Annotated in this window: 17 protein-coding genes and 1 riboswitch; of the genes, 6 read left to right on the forward strand and 11 right to left on the reverse strand. The window is 44.3% G+C overall.

The window, feature by feature from the left end:
- Positions 1-127 precede the first annotated feature (127 nt).
- Positions 128-2215 (reverse strand): 4-alpha-glucanotransferase, encoded by a 2088-nt coding sequence (gene malQ / locus C5469_RS17495; RefSeq protein WP_166309439.1) that lies wholly within the window; start codon positions 2213-2215, stop codon positions 128-130.
- A gap of 9 nt (positions 2216-2224) precedes the next feature.
- Positions 2225-4627, reverse strand: a complete 2403-nt coding sequence (malP, locus tag C5469_RS17500; protein WP_166309441.1) for a maltodextrin phosphorylase — start codon at positions 4625-4627, stop codon at positions 2225-2227.
- A gap of 409 nt (positions 4628-5036) precedes the next feature.
- Between malP and malT the strand changes: the two genes are divergently transcribed.
- Positions 5037-7751 (forward strand): HTH-type transcriptional regulator MalT, encoded by a 2715-nt coding sequence (malT, locus tag C5469_RS17505; RefSeq protein WP_166309443.1) that lies wholly within the window; start codon positions 5037-5039, stop codon positions 7749-7751.
- Between the two features lie 132 nt (positions 7752-7883).
- Here the strand turns inward: malT and C5469_RS17510 are convergent, their stop codons facing one another.
- Entirely contained in the window at positions 7884-9080 is a 1197-nt protein-coding gene (locus tag C5469_RS17510; protein WP_166309445.1) for a multidrug effflux MFS transporter, read from the reverse strand.
- Between the two features lie 656 nt (positions 9081-9736).
- Between C5469_RS17510 and C5469_RS17515 the strand changes: the two genes are divergently transcribed.
- The 5 genes from C5469_RS17515 to C5469_RS17535 all read left to right on the forward strand — a co-directional run bounded on the left by C5469_RS17515 (position 9737) and on the right by C5469_RS17535 (position 14504).
- The gene (locus tag C5469_RS17515; RefSeq protein ID WP_166309447.1) at positions 9737-10987 is read left to right on the forward strand and encodes a class-III pyridoxal-phosphate-dependent aminotransferase; all 1251 of its coding nucleotides are present in this window, start codon (positions 9737-9739) and stop codon (positions 10985-10987) included.
- On the forward strand, positions 10987-12048 hold the full coding sequence (locus tag C5469_RS17520) for a zinc-dependent alcohol dehydrogenase (protein ID WP_166309449.1): 1062 nt from the start codon (positions 10987-10989) through the stop codon (positions 12046-12048). The genes C5469_RS17515 and C5469_RS17520 overlap by 1 nt, the downstream gene beginning before the upstream one ends.
- Positions 12049-12061: 13 nt before the next feature.
- A complete protein-coding gene (locus C5469_RS17525) occupies positions 12062-12694 on the forward strand; it encodes an HAD family hydrolase (RefSeq protein ID WP_166309450.1) in 633 nt (210 codons plus the stop codon).
- A 62-nt stretch (positions 12695-12756) separates the two neighbouring features.
- Entirely contained in the window at positions 12757-13908 is a 1152-nt protein-coding gene (locus C5469_RS17530; protein WP_166309452.1) for an MFS transporter, read from the forward strand.
- A gap of 14 nt (positions 13909-13922) precedes the next feature.
- The gene (locus C5469_RS17535; protein ID WP_166309454.1) at positions 13923-14504 is read left to right on the forward strand and encodes a DUF1349 domain-containing protein; all 582 of its coding nucleotides are present in this window, start codon (positions 13923-13925) and stop codon (positions 14502-14504) included.
- Positions 14505-14607: 103 nt separating this feature from the next.
- Here the strand turns inward: C5469_RS17535 and C5469_RS17540 are convergent, their stop codons facing one another.
- The 8 genes from C5469_RS17540 to C5469_RS17575 all read right to left on the reverse strand — a co-directional run bounded on the left by C5469_RS17540 (position 14608) and on the right by C5469_RS17575 (position 22166).
- Positions 14608-15084 carry a carbohydrate binding domain-containing protein gene (locus C5469_RS17540; RefSeq protein ID WP_166309456.1) on the reverse strand — a complete coding sequence of 159 codons (477 nt, stop codon included), beginning with the start codon at positions 15082-15084 and terminating at the stop codon, positions 14608-14610.
- 693 nt (positions 15085-15777) lie between these two features.
- Positions 15778-16902: a 2-iminoacetate synthase ThiH gene (gene thiH, locus C5469_RS17545; protein ID WP_166309482.1), complete on the reverse strand. Its 1125-nt coding sequence runs from the start codon at positions 16900-16902 to the stop codon at positions 15778-15780.
- 14 nt (positions 16903-16916) lie between these two features.
- On the reverse strand, positions 16917-17684 hold the full coding sequence (locus C5469_RS17550; RefSeq protein ID WP_166309458.1) for a thiazole synthase: 768 nt from the start codon (positions 17682-17684) through the stop codon (positions 16917-16919).
- Position 17685: 1 nt separating this feature from the next.
- The gene (thiS, locus tag C5469_RS17555; protein ID WP_166309460.1) at positions 17686-17886 is read right to left on the reverse strand and encodes a sulfur carrier protein ThiS; all 201 of its coding nucleotides are present in this window, start codon (positions 17884-17886) and stop codon (positions 17686-17688) included.
- Complete coding sequence (locus tag C5469_RS17560) at positions 17883-18632, reverse strand: HesA/MoeB/ThiF family protein (protein ID WP_166309462.1); 750 nt, start codon at positions 18630-18632, stop codon at positions 17883-17885. Before C5469_RS17560 ends, thiS begins: the two co-directional genes overlap by 4 nt.
- A 22-nt stretch (positions 18633-18654) precedes the next feature.
- The gene (gene thiE / locus C5469_RS17565; RefSeq protein ID WP_166309464.1) at positions 18655-19293 is read right to left on the reverse strand and encodes a thiamine phosphate synthase; all 639 of its coding nucleotides are present in this window, start codon (positions 19291-19293) and stop codon (positions 18655-18657) included.
- Entirely contained in the window at positions 19277-21214 is a 1938-nt protein-coding gene (thiC, locus tag C5469_RS17570) for a phosphomethylpyrimidine synthase ThiC (protein WP_166309466.1), read from the reverse strand. Before thiC ends, thiE begins: the two co-directional genes overlap by 17 nt.
- 108 nt (positions 21215-21322) lie before the next feature.
- A riboswitch (TPP riboswitch) is annotated at positions 21323-21448 on the reverse strand.
- 55 nt (positions 21449-21503) lie between these two features.
- Entirely contained in the window at positions 21504-22166 is a 663-nt protein-coding gene (locus C5469_RS17575) for an HAD family hydrolase (RefSeq protein WP_166309468.1), read from the reverse strand.
- Positions 22167-22228 lie beyond the last annotated feature (62 nt).

The raw sequence follows: 22228 nt of genomic DNA on the forward strand, positions 1-22228 counted from the left end.
TGAGGCACAAAAGTCAATAATCTCAAGGATAGTTTAGATTAAAACCACCCTTGAAGATTATCAGCTTATCGGAGTTATTAAGCTGGAAAGGGTAACGCCTTCGCAGGAGAAATAGGCGTTACGGCAATTAGCCTCTGGCCGTTCCTGTTTTTTTACGGCATTTATCCACATCTTTCAACAATTGGTTGACATGATCATCATCGAACATGCTTTCCAATGTGGTATTCAATTTACGTCGCCAGTTAGGGTATTCCATTATTGTGCCTGGAACATTGACAGGTTTATCCATATCCAGCCAATCTTCGGGTTGCAACCCCAGCAGTGAGCAAGTGCTATGAGAAATATAACGATGTAATCCCTGATTTATCACGGGTGACATTGCTACCTCTTTTGCAATGTGGCTGATGTGTTCTGGGATATAGCCGTAGCGATGTAAGCCTTCTAATAACCCTTGTTTGTTGGCTTGACGTTCGGTATATAACTCTTGAAGCAGGTCTTTATCCGGATATAACTTGAGAGATTCCCCAAGTGTCAAATCGTCGCTTTGCCAGAATCCACGCAAAGTAGGTAAATCATGAGTGGTTATGGTCGCCATTGCTTGTGTCGGGTAATTCTCAGGTGCGCGGTATTCCCCATTGCCATGACGCTCAAAGTAGAACACTTTATAAGAATAAACGCCGCTGTCGCGCAATTTGCCCACAATTTCTTCCGGCACGATACCCAAGTCTTCGCCAATGATCATACAGCGATGGCGTTGACTTTCCAGTGCCAGAATTGCCATCAGATCATCAACTGGGTAGTGTACATATGCCCCTTTGTCGGCAGTTTCACCATAGGGAATCCACCAAAGCCTGAGCATCGACATAACATGGTCAATGCGTAACGCGCCGCAGTAGGTCATATTTGTGCGCAGCAAATTAATGAAAGGTTGGTAAGACTGGGTTTGCAAAACATGAGGATTCATCGGTGGTAGGCCCCAGTTTTGACCCAGTGGTCCCAGAGCATCCGGTGGCGCTCCCACGGACGCTTTGGTGCAGTAGACAGCCCGGTTGCACCAGGTTTCTGCTCCTCCTTCGGCTACGCCAACAGCCAAATCGCGGTAAAGTCCAATCGGCATTTCACTTGTCTGGCTCTGTGCAAAGCAGTCTGCAAGCTGAGTATCGGCCAGCCATTGTAGCCAGAGAAAGAATTCCACTTCCTGCGCGTGAGACTGGCAAAACGCTTGTACGGCTTCGTTGTGTGGGTTGTTGTACTTTTCCGGCCACGCTGGCCAGCCCCAACAGGCACTATCTTTAGCGTATAGCTGGTAGTGCAGGGCATCATAGACTCCCTGATAATAAAGACACTCTCCGCCTTGAATAATAAATTGGCGGAAAGACACCTGCTGAAAATCAAGTTCTAGACGGGTATTGAACTGTTGATATGCCAGACGCAGCGCTGCTATCTTCAACGCCATAACGGTGGTGTAATCCACCCATTCCGCGTTGCGGGCATGTCGTAACATGTTCTGCGTTGTCTGTTTTTGCCACCATATCTGTGCTTCTTCACTACATTTGAAATCCTCAACCTGATTAACATCAATATAAATGATATTGAGCCAATTACGTGAAGAGGGACTGTAGGGACTGGCGCTTTCTGGCATGGCTGGATACAGGGCATGCAACGGATTCAGCCCGATGAAGGAGCCACCTCGTGTCGCGACTTCTTTTAGCATGTATTTCAGGTCACCAAAATCCCCGATTCCCCAATTGGTTTCTGAACGCAGAGTATAGAGTTGCACGCAGGCACCCCAGAGTTTTTCTCCCTTTAACAGGGAATCTGGCTCATAACAGCGTTTGGGGGCCACGATAATCTGCATAGGCCAGCATTGGCTTCCTTGCGTTAGAGTGAGGCAATGGTAGCCCAGTGTAAGCGTATTAGGGAGTATCAGTTTATGGCGGCAATGTCCCTGAAACTCTTCTCCTTCTTCTGTTCGTATCCGCCATTGGTAGTTCTCTTCATTTTTTAGCGTGATAGTGAAGCTCTGTCCTTGAGTAAAAACTTTTACCGGCGGCAAGGGTGATACCGGCGTGTTGGCCGGTTTGTTTACACTTATTGCCTCTAATAATCGATGTCGGGTTTCCGTTGGAATCGCTTGTGGCTTTCCATAAGCATTAATATAGCTGGCGACAATGCCAGCCTCGGTCGCTAAATGATCGAGGCTTTTCTCCTCCATGATTTTTCCTTATCTCTTTGCTTGCCAGATACGTTGCTGATAATCACGGATTGTTCGGTCAGAGCTGAACATGCCCATTCGAGCAGTATTCAGAATAGCGCTGTGTGTCCAGCTTTTAGTGTCGCGGTACAAGGTATCTATACGTTTATGCGCATCGCAGTATGAGGCAAAATCGGCCAGTACCAGATAAGGGTCGCCTCCATCAATTAGGCTGTGTAATAGCATGTCAAATGCGTGTTTATCGCTGTAGCTGAATTCCCCATTAGCCAGCGATTTGAGTATGTTGTCCAGGAGCTGATTTTCCTGAAGTAATTTCAATGGATCGTAACCGGTAGCTTTCAACGCTTTCACTTCTTCTACGGTGTGCCCGAAGATGAAAATGTTGTCGTCTCCTACCTGTTCGGCAATTTCAACATTTGCTCCGTCTAATGTACCAATAGTCAGGGCCCCATTCAGTGCCAGTTTCATGTTGCCAGTACCGGAAGCTTCTTTGCCGGCAGTGGAGATTTGTTCTGAAACGTCAGCCGCTGGGATCATGAGCTCTGCGACGGAAACTTTGTAATCGGGGATGAAGGCGATCTTTATGCGATCGCGGACAATAGGATCGTTATTAATTTTTTCTGCGGCTTGATTGATCGCAGAGATAATATTTTTTGCCAGATAGTAACCTGGCGCTGCTTTTGCACCGAACAGGAATACACGTGGCACGATATCCAAAGATGGATTTTCTTGAATTTGTTTATAGAGTGACAGGATGTGTAGAAGGTTCAGATGCTGACGCTTATATTCGTGTAATCGTTTAATTTGTATATCAAAAATGGCATTTGGGTCCAGCTTAAGCCCCATTACTTTATTCACATAATTGGACAGGCGGACCTTGTTGCCCAGCTTGATTGCTCGGTACTCGTCACAAAAAGCAGAGTCATCTGCATAGGGTTCAAGTAATTTAAGCGTATCAAGATTGTTAATCCATTCACGGTTAAGTGTACGATCAATCAGTCCTGACAGTGCGGGGTTACACTGCTTGAGCCAACGACGCGGCGTAACGCCGTTCGTTACGTTATGAAACTTGTTTGACCATAGTTGATGATATTCTGGGAAAAGATCTTTAACCACCAGAGCTGAGTGTAATGCTGCTACTCCGTTCACGGCAAAGCAAGCGACAACACAAAGATTAGCCATTCGCACCTGATGGTTATAGTGTACCGCTAATTTTTCCCATACCGCTTGATTGTCTGGCCAGGTTTGTTCCACCCGTTTTTTGAAGCGGAGGTTGATTTCTTGAATAATGCTGTAATGGCGCGGTAGCAAATGACTCACCAGATGCTCGTCCCAGCATTCCAGACCTTCTGGCATCAGGGTGTGGTTGGTATAGGCGAAGGTATGGCTGGTTATCTCCCATGCCGTTTCCCAACTCATCTGGTGTTTATCCAGCAGGATGCGCATCATTTCAGGGATGGCAATCGTTGGATGGGTGTCGTTAAGCTGGATAACTTCATATTTAGGCAGATCTTCTATTTTGCGGCCTGCCAGATGATGGTGGCGCAGAATATCTGCTACAGAGCAGGCACACTGGAAATACTGTTGCATTAAGCGCAGACGTTTGCCGTCTTGGTGGTTATCATTCGGGTAGAGAACTTTCGTCAGCTTGGCGGCCTCAACACCTTGCTGTTCCGCTTTCAGGAACTGCCCGTCGTTGAATAGGGAGAGATCAAATGGATCAGCATGTGTTGCTTGCCACAGGCGCAGTGGTTGGGTAACGTTATTGTGGTAACCAATAATCGGTAGATCCCAGGCTTCCCCAATTAAGGTAAATTCAGGAATCCAGGTTTCGCGTCCATCAGCTGTTTTAACGACTTTGCCACCAATATTAACTTCAACATCCAACTGGGCATTGTGGCGGAACCAAGGATAGGATTCTCTCTCCCAGTTGTCTGGTTTTTCAATCTGCTGTCCTTGCTCAAAAGATTGGCGGAATAGGCCGTATTGATAATTTAGGCCATAACCAATTGCTGGCTGATTAACCGTTGCCATAGAGTCGAGAAAACAGGCGGCAAGCCGTCCTAGTCCGCCGTTGCCTAATGCGGGGTCTGTTTCCTGTTCCAGAAGATCGCTCAGGACGATATTTTCTTCTGCCAGGTAATCCTGAACGTCTTCATACCAACCGAGGTTAAGTAGATTGTTTGCGGTCAAACGACCAATCAGAAACTCCATAGAGATGTAGTTCACATGGCGTTGTTGGTCGGAATGATTGATGACAGGGCATGCAGGCAACAGCTCTGACAGAGCCGTACTAACGGCTTGCCACCACTGATGCTGAGTCATTTCCTGTGCTGAACCGAGGCCAAAGCGCTGCCATTGACGTGTCAGCGTAGCCTGAAACTGGGCTTTATCTAATCTGGACTGTTGCATGGAGTCTTCATCCTGTAGCTGAAAAGGAAAATTTAGACACTATGCTGAATGCTCTCAGGATCTAAAGCATCATCCTGGAGCGGTATTAGTCAGGGAGGAGTAAAAGGGCGTAGTCAGTAATCATATTTTGCTTCATGTTGGTGTCCATTAAAGCCATTTTCTGTCTGGGGATCGATGAGGAAATTTGCTAATCGCTTCCACAACTTATCAGTGGAAGATGGAATTTGCTGTTCAAGAATGTGATAGGGTGCGCAACTTAATACATGGGGGTCGTAAACCTGTTTGCAAAGGCTGTGTATTTCACTAAATTTGGTTGGGATTACGGGTCGTGAAATAAATTATCTAATAATCATTACACACGGTTCCAGCACAGGTTTTACTTATTGCTTCTTATTGGGCACGGAAATTAATGCTTATCCCATCAAAACTGAGTCGTCCTGTTCGTCTGAATAATACGGTCTTGCGTAAGCGCTTGTTAATCAGACTGAATGAGTCGTCTAACTATCGTCTTGTGTTAATAACTAGTCCCGCTGGTTACGGCAAAACTACATTAGTCTCTCAATGGGCGGTCGGGCAGGATAATCTGGGATGGTATTCTTTGGATGAAAGTGATAACCAACCGGAACGTTTTGCTAGCTATCTTATCGCGGCGTTACAACAAGCTACGCAGGGGCACTGCGTTAAAAGTGAAGTGCTAGCCCAAAAACACCAATATGCCAATTTACCTGCTCTCTTTGCTCAATTGTTTATTGAACTCAATGAGTGGCAGCGTCCGATTTTCCTGGTGATTGATGATTATCATCTGATTATGAATAATGTTATTCATGAGGCCATGAGGTTTTTCCTGCGTCATCAGCCTGAGAATCTTACTTTAACGATCTTATCACGTAATTTACCTTTTCTTGGGATTGCCAATCTGCGTGTGCGTGAGCAATTGCTGGAAATCGATAGTCAGCAACTGGCTTTTGATCACCAGGAAACCCAGCAATTTTTTGACAAGCGTTTGACCCCATCGCTTGACGCCGACGATTGTAAACGCCTGTGCAACGAAGTGGCTGGCTGGGCAACGGCGCTTCAGCTGATTGCGCTTTCAGCGCGGCAGTCGTGTGATGCCGCTGAATTGTCGGCTAAACGTTTATCGGGCATTAACGCCAGCCATCTTTCCGACTATTTGGTGGATGAAGTATTGAATCAGGTGGATAAATCAACCCGTGAATTTTTGTTGCGCAGCTCTATTTTGCGCTCTATGAATGATGGTTTGATCGTTCGTCTTACCGGCGAAGAGAATGGTCAACAGCGTCTTGAAGAAACCGAGCGCCAGGGGTTGTTTATCCAGCGTATGGACGATTCTGGCGAATGGTTCCGCTTTCATCCACTTTTTGCCTCATTTTTACGTCAGCGCTGTCAGTGGGAAATGGCGTTGCAATTGCCGGAGTTGCATTGTGCTGCCGCAGAAGGCTGGTTGGTTCAGGGATATCCGGGTGAGGCTATTCATCATGCGCTGGCTGCGGGCGACACTGCCATGTTGCGTGATATTTTGTTGCAACATGCCTGGGCGTTGTTTAACCACAGTGAGCTATCTTTGTTGGAAGAGTGCATGAATGCGCTGCCTTATGAGCAATTGTTGGAGAGTCCGCGTCTGGTGTTGCTTCAGGCTTGGCTGGCTCAAAGCCAGCACCGTTACTCAGAGGTCAATACACTGTTGAACCAGGCGGAACAGGCGCTGCAACAGAAACAAATTGCTATTGAGCCGGATCTATTGGCTGAGTTCGACGCTCTGCGGGCTCAGGTGGCTATCAATAGTGGCAAGCCGGAGATGGCTGATAAGCTGGCAAAAAAAGCTTTGGCGACACTGCTTCCTCAGAATGAATACAGTCGTATTGTCGCGACCTCAGTGGAAGGTGAAGTATTACATTGTAGAGGTGAACTGGCGGACGCGTTGATGCGAATGCAACAAACCGAGCAGCTCGCACGCTGTTTCCACGTTCACCACTATACTTTGTGGGCACTTTTACAGCAAAGTGAGATTTTACTGGCCCAGGGGTACTTGCAGACGGCTTATGAAATGCAGAATAAGGCATTTGAATTGATTCGGGAACAGCATCTGGAGCAGCTTCCGATGCATGAATTCCTGTTACGTATCCGCTCACAACTTTTGTGGTGTTGGTCCCGTCTTGATGAAGCTGAAGAAGCAGCACGTCGTGGTTTGGATGTGTTGGCCAACTTCCAACCTCAACAGCAGTTACAATGCTTAACACAACTGGCTAAATGTTCTTTGACCCGAGGAGATATTGATAATGCCAGGCGTTATCTGGCTCGTTGTGAAAACCTATTGAATAATGGGCAATATCACAGAGACTGGCGAACAAATACTGACAAACTACGAGTCATTATTTGGCAGAGTATGGAAGATAAAAGCGCCGCTATTCGGTGGTTGGCACAGACCGAGCGACCAGAAAGCGTGAATAACCATTTTAATCAGGGTCAGTGGCGTAATATTGCCCGTGCTCAGATCTTGCTTGGTTTGTATGATGAAGCCGAACCCATTTTGGATACACTGAATCAACATGCCAGGGAATTGCAACTAATAAGCGATCTGAACCGAAATCTACTGTTATGTAATTTGCTTTATTGGCACACCGGGCGAAAAGGTGAAGCGCAGAGTGTCCTTATAGAGGCATTGGCTCTGGCTAACCGAACAGGGTTTGTCAGCCATTTTGTGATTGAAGGCGAGTTGATGGCCCAGCAGTTACGCCAACTTATTCAACTCAATACCCTGTCTGAACTGGAGTTGCATCGGGCTCAGCGTATTCTGCGGGATATCAACCGTCAACATCGCCATAAATTTGCTCATTTTGACGAAAGCTTTGTCACACAGTTGCTGACACATCCTGATGTTCCAGAGCTTATTCGCAATAGTCCACTTACTCAGCGTGAATGGCAGGTCTTGGGGCTGATTTATTCAGGTTACAGCAATGATCAGATTGCTGCGGAGTTGGATGTAGCAACGACAACCATTAAGACCCATATACGGAATCTGTATCAGAAGCTGGGGATTGCGAATCGCCAGGAGGCGATTCAGCAGGCTCAGCAACTGATGCAGATGATGGGGTTAGGCGTGTGACTCGTCACGGAACATGATTTATAAAGAGCGCAGCCGATAGAAACAGCTTACTTGGTGTGTTTTCTTCTTCCATTTTCCCAGTCATTCCGGTGTACAAAATCATTTCTCGGAGTCATTTCTGTGCGATAGATGTTAGGACCTTAGAGAGACGATTTGTCCCTTAAGGCTATGACTTAGTGAACGTGCTGATAGAGCCAACAGGGCACCTAGTAGCATCACCAGCATCAGAGACTGTTTAGGGGAAAATGGTAGCACCATCGCTATCAACGATATGATGGAGCCAATAGCCATTTGGATGAATCCTACTAATGCAGAAGCTATTCCCGCCTCGTCAGAATAAGGTTCCAGTGCATAACTGGTCGCGGGCCCCATAACAAACGCAAGACCTGCGCAAGCGAAAGCAACTGGCAACATATAACTTAACCAGTGTTGGCTGGCTACGTTTGGCAGCAGATATATTCCTGAGAATAGAGATAGGCTACCCAGTGCTATCAAAATTGAACCTAATAGCAAGCAGAAAGGACGGCCAGCTCGATGAATGATTTTATTGGCGATCAGGAAAGCGATCATAGTCCAGAGTCCGTTGCCACCAAAAATCAATGAAAATATTAGTGGTGAGATATGGCCTTCAGTCATGAGCACCGTTGGTGCAAATGAAATATAAGTAATTACTATTCCCATGACGACGGCGTTAACCAGTGCAAAATGCATAAATCGAGCATTGCTGAGAATTTGATAATATTGTTTCAGTGGAAGCCCATGAATTTGCTTGGTGTTTGCAGGGCGCGTTTCTGGCAGCCAGGTAGCAATAATAAACAATACAATAACGGAGTAGCAGACCAGAGACCAGAATGGTGCCCGCCAATTAAAAATTTCAGCTAAAAGACCACCGAGCAATGGAGCGAAAGCAGGAACAATATTCAACGTACTGTTAAGAAAACCGTAGGCTTTAGCTGCTTCGTCACCGTTCAGGCGGTCGCGTACACCGCTGATGCAGACGACACTGGTACAGCAGACAGCACATCCTTGAATAATCCGCGCAGCGATAAAGACTTCGGAATGGGTTGAAAGTGCTGCGATCATAGAACCGAGGATGTATAAAGTGATACCAATTAAGGCAACAGGCCGACGGCCAAATTTATCTACCAGTGGTCCGGCAATTAATTGCCCCAGCCCCATGATTAACAGAAATAAAGAAATCGTCGACTGAATAACTTCATTATTAACCTGAAAATCTTCAGCGATGGTAGGAATTGTAGGTAAAAACAAATCGATACCTAGCGGTCCAAAAAGGACCAGACTAAGTAGTAGAAGAATGTAATTTCGCATGTGTATTCTTTTTATATTTCAATAAGTGGTGGTGGTTTTATTGGCAAATAGGCTTAGTGGAATTCATTCTTTAGCACGACCAAAGATCTTGGATACACCATACTATTGGCAAGTCATTTCAAGCTGGCGATAGGTATGTTCAAGGATCGCGCACGGATTAAACCCTTTACTTTTTTTAAAGCCTGAACTTTATACGAGCTATTCATCGGTGTAAACCAACTAGCTCGTGTGGGTATTTTTATATCGGTCGAGAGTCTGGCTATCTTCAGATAAAAAAGCACACCGTTTCTGGCAAATCAGAAATGATCAGGAATCTTTTAATACATTTCATCACCTATCAGAGAATAGTCTCAGGCCATAAAATGCCCTTATCGCCTCAGCAGAGCTGTAAGATGGAAAATCTTTGGCACAGTTTCACAGGATTTTAAACATAATTTCTTGTCACTAACCATATGAACCAGCAGTTCTGTTTGTAATTGACTATTCATTCAAAATAATAAAGTATTTTATACAAAATACTTTAATTTTTTAAATGTTTTTTGGGTGCTTGTGGGTTTTTTGTTGATCTAAATTAATTTTAAGTCAATATTCTCTTATCTGTTAAAGATTATTGTGCTTTCTTATGGTTAGAAATGGTTAATTAAGGTAATAAGATCATGGAAAATGGAAAACGGTTTGAAGATATGCTTTCTCGCTTTGTTGGAAACGGCCCTTATCTAGAAATAGATGGTGAAAAGTATATTGATGCGGCTTCGGGAACATTTAACCTTCCACTTGGGTACACTAATCGCAGAATAGCAGAAAAATTAAAACAGCAGATCGATAGATGTATACATCTAAGTTCAGCTTATACTCATGAAATGTCCCAATATATTTTGGGAAAATTAGTTAAACATACCCCTGAAGGCATTAATAAGATATGGTTGCGCGATGTTTCCGGCTCTGGTGCGGTTGAGTGTGCAATTCGTATTGCTCAAAAAGCAACAGGTCGGTCTGGGGTTATCTCCTTCTTTCTGGCTCATCATGGTCAATCTTTAGCCACAGCACAAATTTCTGGTAATGCTTTTAGAATTAAAGACTTCCATGTCAATATTGATGGTTCTTTAAAAGTTCCGACTCCTGCCAGTGTCATGTCTGAATTGGGGCCGAACACAGAGCCAAATCAGTATTTTGACCTGGAACAATTTATCCAATTGGGGTCAAATGACAATATTGCCTGCTTAATCATTGAACCTATCCAGGGAAATGGCGGAAATATCGTTTTCCCTGTTGATTTTTACCGTAAGATCAGAGAGATCTGCCATAAACATAATATTATTATTATTGCAGATGAAGTGCAGACTGGGTTTGGACGCACAGGGACATTCTTCGCCTCAACCGGTTACGCTAAAGAGCTAGAACCAGATATTATTGTCTTTGCTAAAGGCGCTGGTGGTATCGGTATTCCGACTGGTGGTGTGCTGATGCGCAGTTCATTGGATGTATTGGAATCATTCGAACATTCTAGTACATCAGGCGCTAATCCCCTTTCATTAACCGCTCTCAACGAAATTATCGATATCATCGAAGACGAACATGTTCTGGAGAATGTGCAGCGTAACGAAGCTTATTTGCGTGATGGCTTATTAGCATTACAACATAAATATCCAGAAATTACTGGTGTCAGGGGAGTTGGTTATATGTTTGGCTTTGATACGCCATCACCGGAATTTGCGGCACAAGCGATTGCAATAGCGAATTCTCATAACTTAATTATCCGTGGCTCTCGTTATGGTAAAGGCCGTGCACTTAAAGTTCGTCCGCCGTTAATTTGTACTCAGGAACATTTAAACGAAATTCTGCATAAACTTGATCTAACTTTTACTGATCTGACTTTAGGGATGCTGGACAACAAGGAGGTAGCATAATGAAAGCACTGAAATTTAATCGCGTGTGGGATGTTGAAATCCGGGATGTTGAACCGTTACGCTGTGTTGAGCCTGATGATGTTGTCGTTGATATTGCGGTGTGTGGTGTTTGTGGTACAGATGTTGGGATTATCACCGGATCTTATCCTGTTGCCATTCCGGGAACTACTCTGGGTCATGAAACAACAGGTGTTGTTGCTCAAATAGGAGAGAGTGTAACTCGTTTTAACGTGGGTGATCGTGTGGTGATCAACCCAACCTATTCCTGTGGACACTGCCGGATGTGCCAGACAGGAAGTCCAAATCATTGCGAAAGAAAATTGGGAACCGAAGCTGGAGTTTCCTATGACGGGGCATTTGCTGAGCAGTATCTGGCTAAAGAGAGTGCCCTGATAAAACTGGATGATCATGTCAGTATGGAAGAGGCATCTCTGACTGAACCACTTAGCTGCACATTGACCGGTGTCGATAAGCTGGCGATTACTCACACTAATATTCGTGCAGCGGTCACTGGGGCAGGCCCAATGGGGATGCTCTATATTTGGGCTTTACACGCAAGAGGTGTTAAGGCTTTCATGGTCGAGAAAAACGAAAGTCGTGTTCAGTTTGCCAGAGAAAATTTGCCGCCAGAATGTGAGTTGTATACTGATTTTGATGAAGCTTTAACACAACAATATGGTGACAAATCGGCGCTTATCGATCTATGTGTGGATACTACCGGTCAGCTAACTGAGTACGTTTTCGAACATTTGGCTCCCGGAGGGAAATTGTTGAATGTTGCACTTAAAGATAAACATGCCAATCTTGATATCCTTAAAATTGCCGATAAGAGTCTTTCAGTCATTGGTTCGATTGATTCTCTGAATAACAGCTTTGAACGTGCTTATACTATGATCCGTGATAGGGTTATTCCGGCAGGTCGTCTGGTCAGTCAGGTTTTTGATTTTAATGATTACTTGCAGGCTTTTCTCACTGTGGGTTGTGATATTGCGGGCAAAACCCAAAAACCGCTCTCTACCCCAAACTGTAAAGTATTGATCCGTATTTCTGATCTCAAGTAATGGAATTTTTCACATGGATAACTTTAATGTGATTTTTGATATTGATGGGGTCATCGTTGACAGTGAACAACTGCACTTTGATGTTCTTCGTGCTTTAGCACCTGATTACACGCATCATGTGCAACCGCAGCAACTTATTGGTCTGAGTTTAGAAGAAACGTTGAATTACATTGGCGTTCCCGCTCAGCAGCAGGAAGCGATCACCGTCCAAATTGTCTCTGTTTATAAGGATAAGCTGTCTCGAAGTTATCTTCGTCCGGGAATTTCTGAGCTGATATCAGCTTTACAACAGCACAATATCCCTTTTGGCTTTGTCTCTACTGCGCCGCGGGAAGTATGCTTGGCTAATATTGGATTATTGGAGCTGCGCGAAAGCCCGGCGTTGATCTCTGGTGACGATGTTGTGAGGACTAAGCCTAATCCCGATCCTTATCTTGCTATGTTGAAATTGAAGTCTATGGATGTTCATCAGACATTAGTAATTGAGGATACGGATTTAGGGATTACAGCAGCAACACTGGCGGGTATTCCCTATGTATATGCCTGGCCTCATGCGTTATCCGTTGCAGAGCAATATCAGCAAGCAACCCGTGTTATTGGGGCGCTGACAGATATTCCGCAATTTTCTAAAATTAATTTTGTGTAACTTAATGCCCTCCATTATTAGTCATATCGGAGGGCATTTTATTTATATAGAAGGAACATGAGTTGTCTGATCAGAATATTGTCTCTTTGGTAAAACAACCCATTATGGCGACACGTGCCGCTTTTTTTATTGCTGGTTTTAGCCTTGCAAGTTGGGCTCCCCTCATTCCTTTAGCTAAAGAACGTCTGCAACTTGATAATGGTGCTATGGGGCTCCTAATGCTGGCATTCGGTATCGGTTCTTTCATTATGATGCCGATGGCTGGAATGTTAGCAGCACGTTTCGGATGCCGACAAATTTTTACTTTATGTACCTTATTGGTGTTAGTGATGTTGCCAGGGCTAAGCGTATTACCTACACCGCTGACGCTGGCTTGTGCTCTATTTATCTTTGGTGCTGGCATTGGTGCAATGGATGTTGTGGTAAATATCCATGCTGTCATGGTTGAGAAAATGGCCCAGCGGTCAATCATGTCTGGTTTTCATGCATTGTTCAGTCTGGGGGGAATAGCCGGTGCTGGCTCGGTTAGTGCATTATTGTATCTGGGAGTATCACCTTTTCAGGTGACGATCATGGCGGTGCTACTTATTATTCTGTTGCTGCTGCCTGCATGGAGTGGATTATTGAACGAAGCAGAATCGGGTAATACACCATTCTTTGCTGTACCCCGTGGAGTCGTTATTTTGTTGGGTTTTCTCTGTTTTGTTGCCTATATTATGGAAGGATCAATGCTGGATTGGAGCGGTATATTATTAACCAGCGTGCATAATATTAGCAGCCATCAGGCCGGGATAGGTTATACCCTTTTTGCTATTGCTATGACATCCGGTCGCCTTTTAGGTGATAAGATCATTGCCCTTTATGGACACAGACGAGTTTTTATTAGTAGTGCTTTATTAGCTACTTCTGGATTTATCCTTATTTACTCAGCATCAACAGCAACGATACTGGGACTTTCCTTCTTAATGGTTGGTGCAGGATTATCTAATATCGCTCCAATGCTTTTTACCGCTTCTGGACAACAGAAAATTATGCCTGACTCGCTGGCAGTTGCTGCGGTTTCTACCATGGGATATTCAGGGATCTTGTTGGGACCTGCCATTATTGGTGGGGTAGCGCATATTGTGACATTACATGGTGCTTTTGCGTGTGTTGCTTTACTCTCTGTTTCCTTACTTGCAGGATATAAATTTGTTCATTCAAGCGGAAGATAACAGGAGGAGTTTCTATGAGTTTGTCACAATATCATTGGCTTAATGAACCAGTTGATTGGAAATGTGGAAGCGACTGGCTTGATGTCACTACAGATCATAAAACCGACTTTTGGCAACAAACATGGTATGGCTTTGAACGTCATAATGGTCATGTTTTTGGTCGTTATATTGAGGATGATTTCACCTTTCAACTCTGTATTGAAGGCTGTTTTGAACATTTATACGATCAAGCGGGAGTCATGTTATTAGTCGATGAGAAACATTGGCTGAAAGGGGGAATTGAATATTCTGATGGTCAGGCCACGATTGGTAGTGTATTGACACGTAATCATTCTGATTGGTCTATGGGAGTATTTCCCGGTAATTGCAATAAATTCTGGTTACGCCTGACCTGTGAAGAAGGGTATTTAAGGCTTCAATATTCTGTTGATGGTTTACTATGGCCACTATTAAGACTATCTCCTTTTTTTGAGGGTAAACAACGTGTCTTTGTTGGCGCAATGTGTTGTTCTCCAGAACGGCATGGATTACAAGTGCGGTTTTCTGATTTCAGGCTTACACCGCCAATAAAAAAACCATTGCATGATTTAAGTTGACCAAGGCTATTTCAAAGAATTGTGCCTACTGGAATAAGCCTTAAAACGCCCGGAGCAGTGAGCTGCGGGCGTTTTAATATCAAACTATGTCGAAGCTAAATATTTAGGCTTTCTCTAAAATAAAACCGGTGAAGTCAGCGGTTTCTCCGTCTGGTCGATGGCCAACTTGGTCTTTCAACAAGTAAACGCGTAAAAGTCCTTCTTGATCTGTGCTTAATTCTACTGAGCCAGTTGTAAAATTGGTGCTGTTTACAGCAAAAGAGTTGGGGCCATCTGTGCGACTCTGTAAACCAAAATAAGCTGATGAGGCCCATTCTGCTGAAACGCGCGCTGTACCTGTTAGCTTATATTTAGTGTTAGGTTCTAGTCCTTCTATGATTTGATCAATGACGCCAGAACCAGTAACGCTTTGGATTCTGATAAAGTGAATACCATCTTCAGATAAGATGTTTATTGATTCAGGGGCTGGGATTCTCCAGCCGTTATATCCCTCTTCGAATGAGCCGTTAACCAATTCTTTATAAGAGAGTTTCTTATTATCAGAATAATCTTCGTTATTCAGGATTTCTTGTACGTTCATATATTAGTCCTTTTTAAATGAATAGGAATGAGTTTAATTTCTTTAATCGCTTTGTTTTTCGGGGGGGCACTTTATCAATAATAGGATAATACTCAATTGTATTTTTTGTTGGTGGAGAGTTGTAATTTGTGTCAATTAATAAAAAATAAATGGATGTAATTACCAATATATAGTGAGCATACCTATTACCTCATTTAATATCAGATTGTATATTAATAATAAATATCAATTGTCATTGTTTTACTTTAATACTTTATTGTTTTTTAATAAAATATTTTAATTGTTTAATTCTTATGGGTTTTTATCTTATTAGTGTAAATATTGTTCTTTTTTATCTCAAATAAAATTAAAAACAGAATGAAATATCAGTAATATTATGAAAATAGATTAAACTTTCTCAATGGAGAGTAAATTATCTTTAATTTTATTATATTAATGATTTTTCGATTTCGGTTATTTTTTATTTAATTTATTAAAAAATTTACAAGTCATTTGATAAAAAAGCGTTATATACCCAATAGATTTCAAATTGCAGCGCGGCGGCAAGTGAACGCCTCCCCAGGAGCATAGATAACGATGTGACTGGGGTAAGTGAAAGCAGCCAACAAAGTAGCAACTTGAAAGATGAAGGGTATAACATTAATCAAGTATTATCAGATAGGAGTCCTTTCCTTACGATAAATCCCTGTTAAATTATCGGCCTAAATAACCATCCCAATCTTTCCAGACAGGTTGTAACCCCGCTTTAATTAATGCGTCCGCGACCTGAGAAACAGAACGGTTATCATGCGGAATAAATTGCTCCAATTCTTCATGGCTATTATCTGCGTAACCACCGGGTTGGGTTTTTGAACCAGCACTGACATTGTTGATTGCCAGTGGGATGACGTGATCGCGAAAGAATGGAGATTCACGGGTAGAAATAGAAAGTTCTACGTCTGGCGCAAATAGACGAAAAGCACAAATCAGTTGTACCAGTTCAGCTTCATTCATTAATGATGCAGGTTCAATACCTCCGGCACAAGGCCGCAAACGGGGAAATGAAATTGAGTAACGGCTCTGCCAGTATGTGCGTTGCAAAAAGAATAAATGTTCAGCCACCATATAGCAGTCTGTTCGCCAGTGACTGGAGAGACCCATCAATGCCCCTAAACCGATTTTGTCGATCTTGGCATGACCAAGGCGATCTGGCGTTTCCAGTCGCCAGTGAAAATCCTGCTTCCTTCCCTTCAGATGATGAAGTCGATAAGTTGGCTCATGATAAGTTTCTTGATAAACCATCACACCATCCAGTCCCAGGGCTTTCAGCTCTGAATATTCTTCCTGAGTCAGTGGCTGGACTTCCATCATTATTGAGCTGAAATGTTCGCGGATAAGTGGCAGGTAACGGCGGAAATAATCCATACCTACCTTGCCTTGATGTTCTCCAGTGACTAATAGCAGATTGTCAAAACCCAACGCTTTAATCGCTTGGCATTCCGCAATAATTTCATCTTTATTCAATGTTTTGCGTTTAATGTGGTTACTCATTGAGAACCCGCAATAAGTGCAATCATTAGCACATAAATTGGAGAGATAAAGTGGTACATAAAAACCAACAGTATTACCAAAGCGTTGACGAGTCAGTTTCTGTGCTCGTTGTGCCAGCGGTTCTATGTATGGTTTCGCTGCTGGTGAGAGCAGTGCCATCAAATCATCCAAATTTAGTTTGCTGCTGTTCAATGCTCGTTCAACATCCTGAGCAGTTTTGCTGTTAATGCGTAGGGTAATGTCATCCCAGTCTAATTGTCGCCAGCGGTGACTAAAGCTACTAATCATAAGATTATTAGCCATTAGAGCACCCCCAGAAAATTAGTCAGTGGGCTGGATGCAACAGCATGTTGTTTTGGACTTGCCAGGCCAGCTTCATAGGATAGCTCGCCCGCTTCAATTGCCACTTTGAAGGCTTGAGCCATTTTTACTGGATTACGTGCAACGGCAATAGCGGTGTTAACTAATACAGCATCCGCGCCTAGTTCGATCGCTTCCAGTGCGTGACTTGGTGCGCCGATTCCTGCATCAACAATGACGGGTATTTGTGCTTGTTCAATAATGATTCGAAGGAAATCTCGGGTTAGTAGCCCTTGATTAGAGCCAATCGGTGCGCCTAAAGGCATGACCGCTGCACAACCCACTTCTTCCAGACGTTTACACAAAACCGGATCAGCACTGCAATATGGCAGAACGATAAATCCGTCTTTGACTAGCATTTCAGCACCTTTAAGGGTTTCGACCGGATCAGGCAATAAGTATTTCACATCAGGATGGATTTCAAGTTTTATCCAGTTTGTTGTCAGCGCTTCACGGGCCAGACGGGCAGCGAATAGGGCCTCTTCGGCAGTTTTTGCCCCGGAAGTATTTGGCAGTAATTTAACGCCGAGTTTCTGTAGTGGGGCCAGAATAGCGTCGTTGCCTCCTTGTAGATCAATTCGTTTCATCGCCATTGTGACCAGTTGGCTGCCAGAGGCTTTTATAGCCTGAATCATTAAATCTGAATTGGCAAATTTACCTGTGCCGGTAAACAGACGGGAATTAAACGTAGTATCAGCGATTTTTAACATATCAACCTCCAGCAATCGCCTGAAATAGAAGGATACTATCCCCATCATTAACCTGATACGTATTCCACTCTGAGCGCGGAATAATGGTTTGATTAATGGCAAGTGCTGTTCCCGGTTGCATTCGTTCAAGGTGTTCCAGCAATTGCTGTACAACCAGAGGGGAGATAATCTCCATTGGCTGGTCGTTTACCGTAATTTTCATGCAATATCTCCGCAAATCGGGCACTGCTTAGACTGGCTGAGTTGTAATGTGCTCCAGCTTTGCTGCTTACCATCAAATAATTGAAGCTTGCCGCTTAATGGGGAGGGAAGCCCGGTTAACATTTTGATGGCTTCCAATGCCTGCAATGTGCCGATGACACCGACTACCGGACCTAATACACCCGCAGTCCGGCAATTTCGCTGGGGTTCTTCTTGATCAGGGTAGAGACAGGTATAGCAGCCGTGAGGGTAAGGAGGCTCAAATACCATCAGTTGGCCACTGAATCCGACTGCACTGCCGCTAATTAATGGTTTTCGCATTGCCACACAAGCGGCATTGATAGCGTGACGGGTTGTCATGTTGTCACAGCAGTCGAGAACCAGATCGACCTGTTTCACGATTTTTGTCAGGGATTCCACATCCTGACGTTGATTAAACACAGTTGTTTTTACCAGCGGATTCAGTGCATTGAGTTGATTGGCTGCGAGTTCTGCTTTTGCAGAAGGAATATCTCCGGTACGGTAAAGTATTTGCCGTTGTAAATTGGAGATGTGCAATTGGTCATCATCAGCGAGATAAATTGTTCCCACACCCGCCGCAGCCAGATAGAGGGACGCAGGAGCACCTAGCCCCCCCAGACCAACAATCAGTACACTACTAGATTTCAGTTTTTCCTGCCCTTCAGGGCCAATATCTTCCAACAGTAGTTGTCGGCTGTAACGCATAAATTCTTGATCATTCAGCATAAGAACCTCTCAATACCTTCGACTAAATGCCTTCAACCAGATGGAGCAGTTGTGATGTTGCCTGATGCCAATCTTTTGCTTTAGTAATCGCACTGACTAGCGCCACACCGCCAACTCCCGTTGCAATGACATCTGGTATGCGTTCCAGGGAGATGCCTCCGATGGCGACAGTAGGATAATCCGGTGTGTTTTCTACCTGTTGTTTCAGCGTATTCAATCCCTGTGGAGAGGATGGCATCTCTTTGGTTGTGGTTGGGAAAATATGGCCAAGAGCAATATAAGACGGACGCAGAGATTTTGCCCGCGCCAGTTCTTGTTCATCGTGGGTAGAGATGCCTAACCGTAATCCGGCTGCTTGGATTGCATTTAAATCGGCAATAACCAAATCTTCTTGTCCCAGATGAACCCCATAAGCACCATGTTTTATTGCTAGTCGCCAGTAGTCGTTAATAAACAAGCGAGCGTTATATTGGCGACCGAGCATAATGGCTTGCTGAATATCTTCTTCCACCTGATCTTCTGGCAGATCTTTAATTCTCAACTGAATTGTGGTGACTCCTACCTTTAACAGGCGAGAAATCCACTCCAGCGAACCTACCACTGGGTACAGCCCCAATCTGTATTTAGTCGGAGCAAATGGCGCGTTAGACAGATTGTTCATGGGATACATCCTCTGCGTTGTGATACAACTCGCCGCCACGGGCGCGGAATTCTTCAGACATCTGTTCCATACCGGCGGCATAATCGCGTACTTCTTGAGAGATCTTCATAGAGCAGAATTTTGGCCCGCACATGGAACAAAAATGCGCAATTTTGCCAGAGGCTTGTGGCAGAGTTTCATCGTGATAGGCCCTTGCGGTATCTGGATCGAGAGCCAGATTAAACTGATCTTCCCAACGGAACTCAAAACGCGCTTTGGACATGGCATTGTCGCGGATTTGTGCACCCGGATGACCTTTGGCGAGATCGGCGGCATGGGCAGCAATCTTATAGGTAATTAGCCCTTGCTTGACATCATCTTTGTTTGGCAGGCCGAGATGTTCTTTCGGTGTCACATAACAGAGCATGGCACAGCCAAACCAGCCAATCATGGCGGCACCGATACCTGAAGTGAAATGGTCATAACCCGGTGCAATATCTGTTGTCAGTGGACCAAGGGTATAGAAAGGGGCTTCGTGACAATGCTCCAATTCTTCCGTCATATTGCGGTGGATCATCTGCATAGGAATATGTCCGGGGCCTTCGATCATCACCTGAACATCATATTCCCAGGCAATTTTGGTTAGTTCACCTAATGTATATAACTCTGCAAACTGGGCTTCATCATTGGCATCTTGAATAGATCCCGGTCGTAGGCCATCTCCCAATGATAGAGAAACATCATAGGCAGCGCAGATTTCACATATTTCGCGGAAATGTTGGTAGAGGAAGTTTTCTTGATGATGAGATAGACACCATTTCGCCATAATGGAGCCACCGCGGGAAACGATCCCTGTGAGGCGTTTGGCTGTCATCGGTACATAGCGTAGTAATACACCCGCATGAATGGTGAAGTAATCTACCCCTTGTTCCGCTTGTTCCAGCAAGGTATCACGAAACATTTCCCAGGTGAGATTTTCTGCTACGCCATTGACTTTCTCCAGTGCCTGATAAATAGGGACAGTACCGATGGGAACCGGGCTATTACGTAAGATCCACTCGCGGGTTTCGTGGATATAACGACCAGTGGAGAGATCCATGACTGTATCCGCCCCCCAACGAGTGGACCAGATTAACTTTTCTACTTCTTCTTCAATGGATGACGTTATTGAAGAGTTACCGATATTAGCGTTAACCTTCACCAGAAAATTGCGACCAATAATCATCGGCTCTGATTCAGGATGATTAATATTGGCAGGAATGATTGCCCGGCCAGCGGCGACTTCCTGGCGGACAAATTCCGGTGTGATGTTTTCCGGCAATTGAGCACCGAAACTTTGTCCGGCATGCTGTTGGCGTAATACATCACCACGAATACGTTCGCGCCCCATATTTTCCCGTAGTGCGATAAATTCCATTTCCGGTGTGATGATGCCTTTACGGGCATAGTGTAGCTGAGTAACGCGTTTGCCTTGATGGGCTTTCAACGGGTGAGGACGATGATGGAAACGTAAATGGTCGAGACCGACATCTGCCAGACGTTGTTGGGTAAAATCGGAACTGAGGGTCGTCACGGGTTCAGTATCCTGGCGTTCGTCGATCCATTGTTGACGCAGTTTAGTTAATCCAACATGTACATCTAACCTGGAATCAGGATCGCCATAAGCGCCGGAAGTATCATAAATAGGGATAGCTTCGTTTTCCTCGTACTGAGGTTCTTCTTTGGTTCCACCAATTAACGTGGGAGATAATTGAATTTCACGCATTGGAACCAGAATATCTTCGCGTGAACCTTGAAGATAAATCCGTCGTGAATTAGGGAACGCGACTCCCTGAATAGAATTAATAAATTCCTGAGCGGCATCGCGTTGCGCTTTACGTGGGCGTGCCGGATTGGGTTTTGGTAAGATATCGGTTGTAGGGATAACAGTATTATGAGACATAGCAAATTCCTAACCGTGTTATTGGGAAAATTGCTTGTCTGGAGCTCGCAGGGAGTAATAATTGATGGCTGAATGGACACTTGGTAAGAAAACCGGGTGAGCCGACAGCGATTGATTACTCTTGTTCCCTTCGCGGGTCTTAACCCGATCAGGTTCCGCGGATCCCGAATTAACGGTCTCAGCCTGTGTATGCTGCGATAAAACAGCTTACGCTAGGCACTCCGACAAGAAAGTAAGCAATAGTATAGAAGGGATTATGAAAACTACAACCCTTGCTGAATGAAAGTATTTACAGTGACCAAGTTAATTGTTTCCAGCCATATTGTTGTGCTTGAACTTGCAAATGAGCATCGGCATTGACTGTAATTACCTCATCAGCAAACTGGCACATTGGTAGATCATTAATTGAATCGCTGTAAAAACGGATAATTTCAGGATAACTATTTTGCTGTTCCAGCCACTGTTTTATCCGTTCTACTTTACCTTCGCGAAAAGTCGCAATACCGTCTATTTGGCCGGTATAACAGCCATTTTCCGTCACCATATCAATGCCTAATGCAGTGTGAATCCCTAATTCGGCAGCAATCTTCTTCACAATAAAAGAGACAGTAGCTGAGATAATAATGATTGGAATTTGTTGCTGTTGATACTCTGCAATTAGGGCTTTGGCTTGTGGATAAAATAGCGGTCTAATTTTTTCGTTAACAAATTCAGTCAGCCAAAGATCAACGTGTTCTTGTGGAACTTGATGCAGTGTTTGCAGGCTAAATGCCAGATAACTACTCATATCCAGTGAACCTGCGCTGTAATCAGCCATCATTTTTTTATCTGCTTCGATAAAACTTGGATCAGTAATGATACCTTTTTCCCACAGAAACTCTGTCCATATGGCGCTGGAATCACCGGAGATTAAGGTGTCATCCAGATCAAATACTGCAAGCAGTTGTGACATGGTATCGTGTTCCTCGTGATAAATAGTAACAAGAGCACGCTTTTTTGACTAAAAAGCGTATG

Source organism: Photorhabdus cinerea (assembly GCF_011189575.1).
Taxonomy (GTDB): Bacteria; Pseudomonadota; Gammaproteobacteria; order Enterobacterales; family Enterobacteriaceae; genus Photorhabdus; species Photorhabdus cinerea.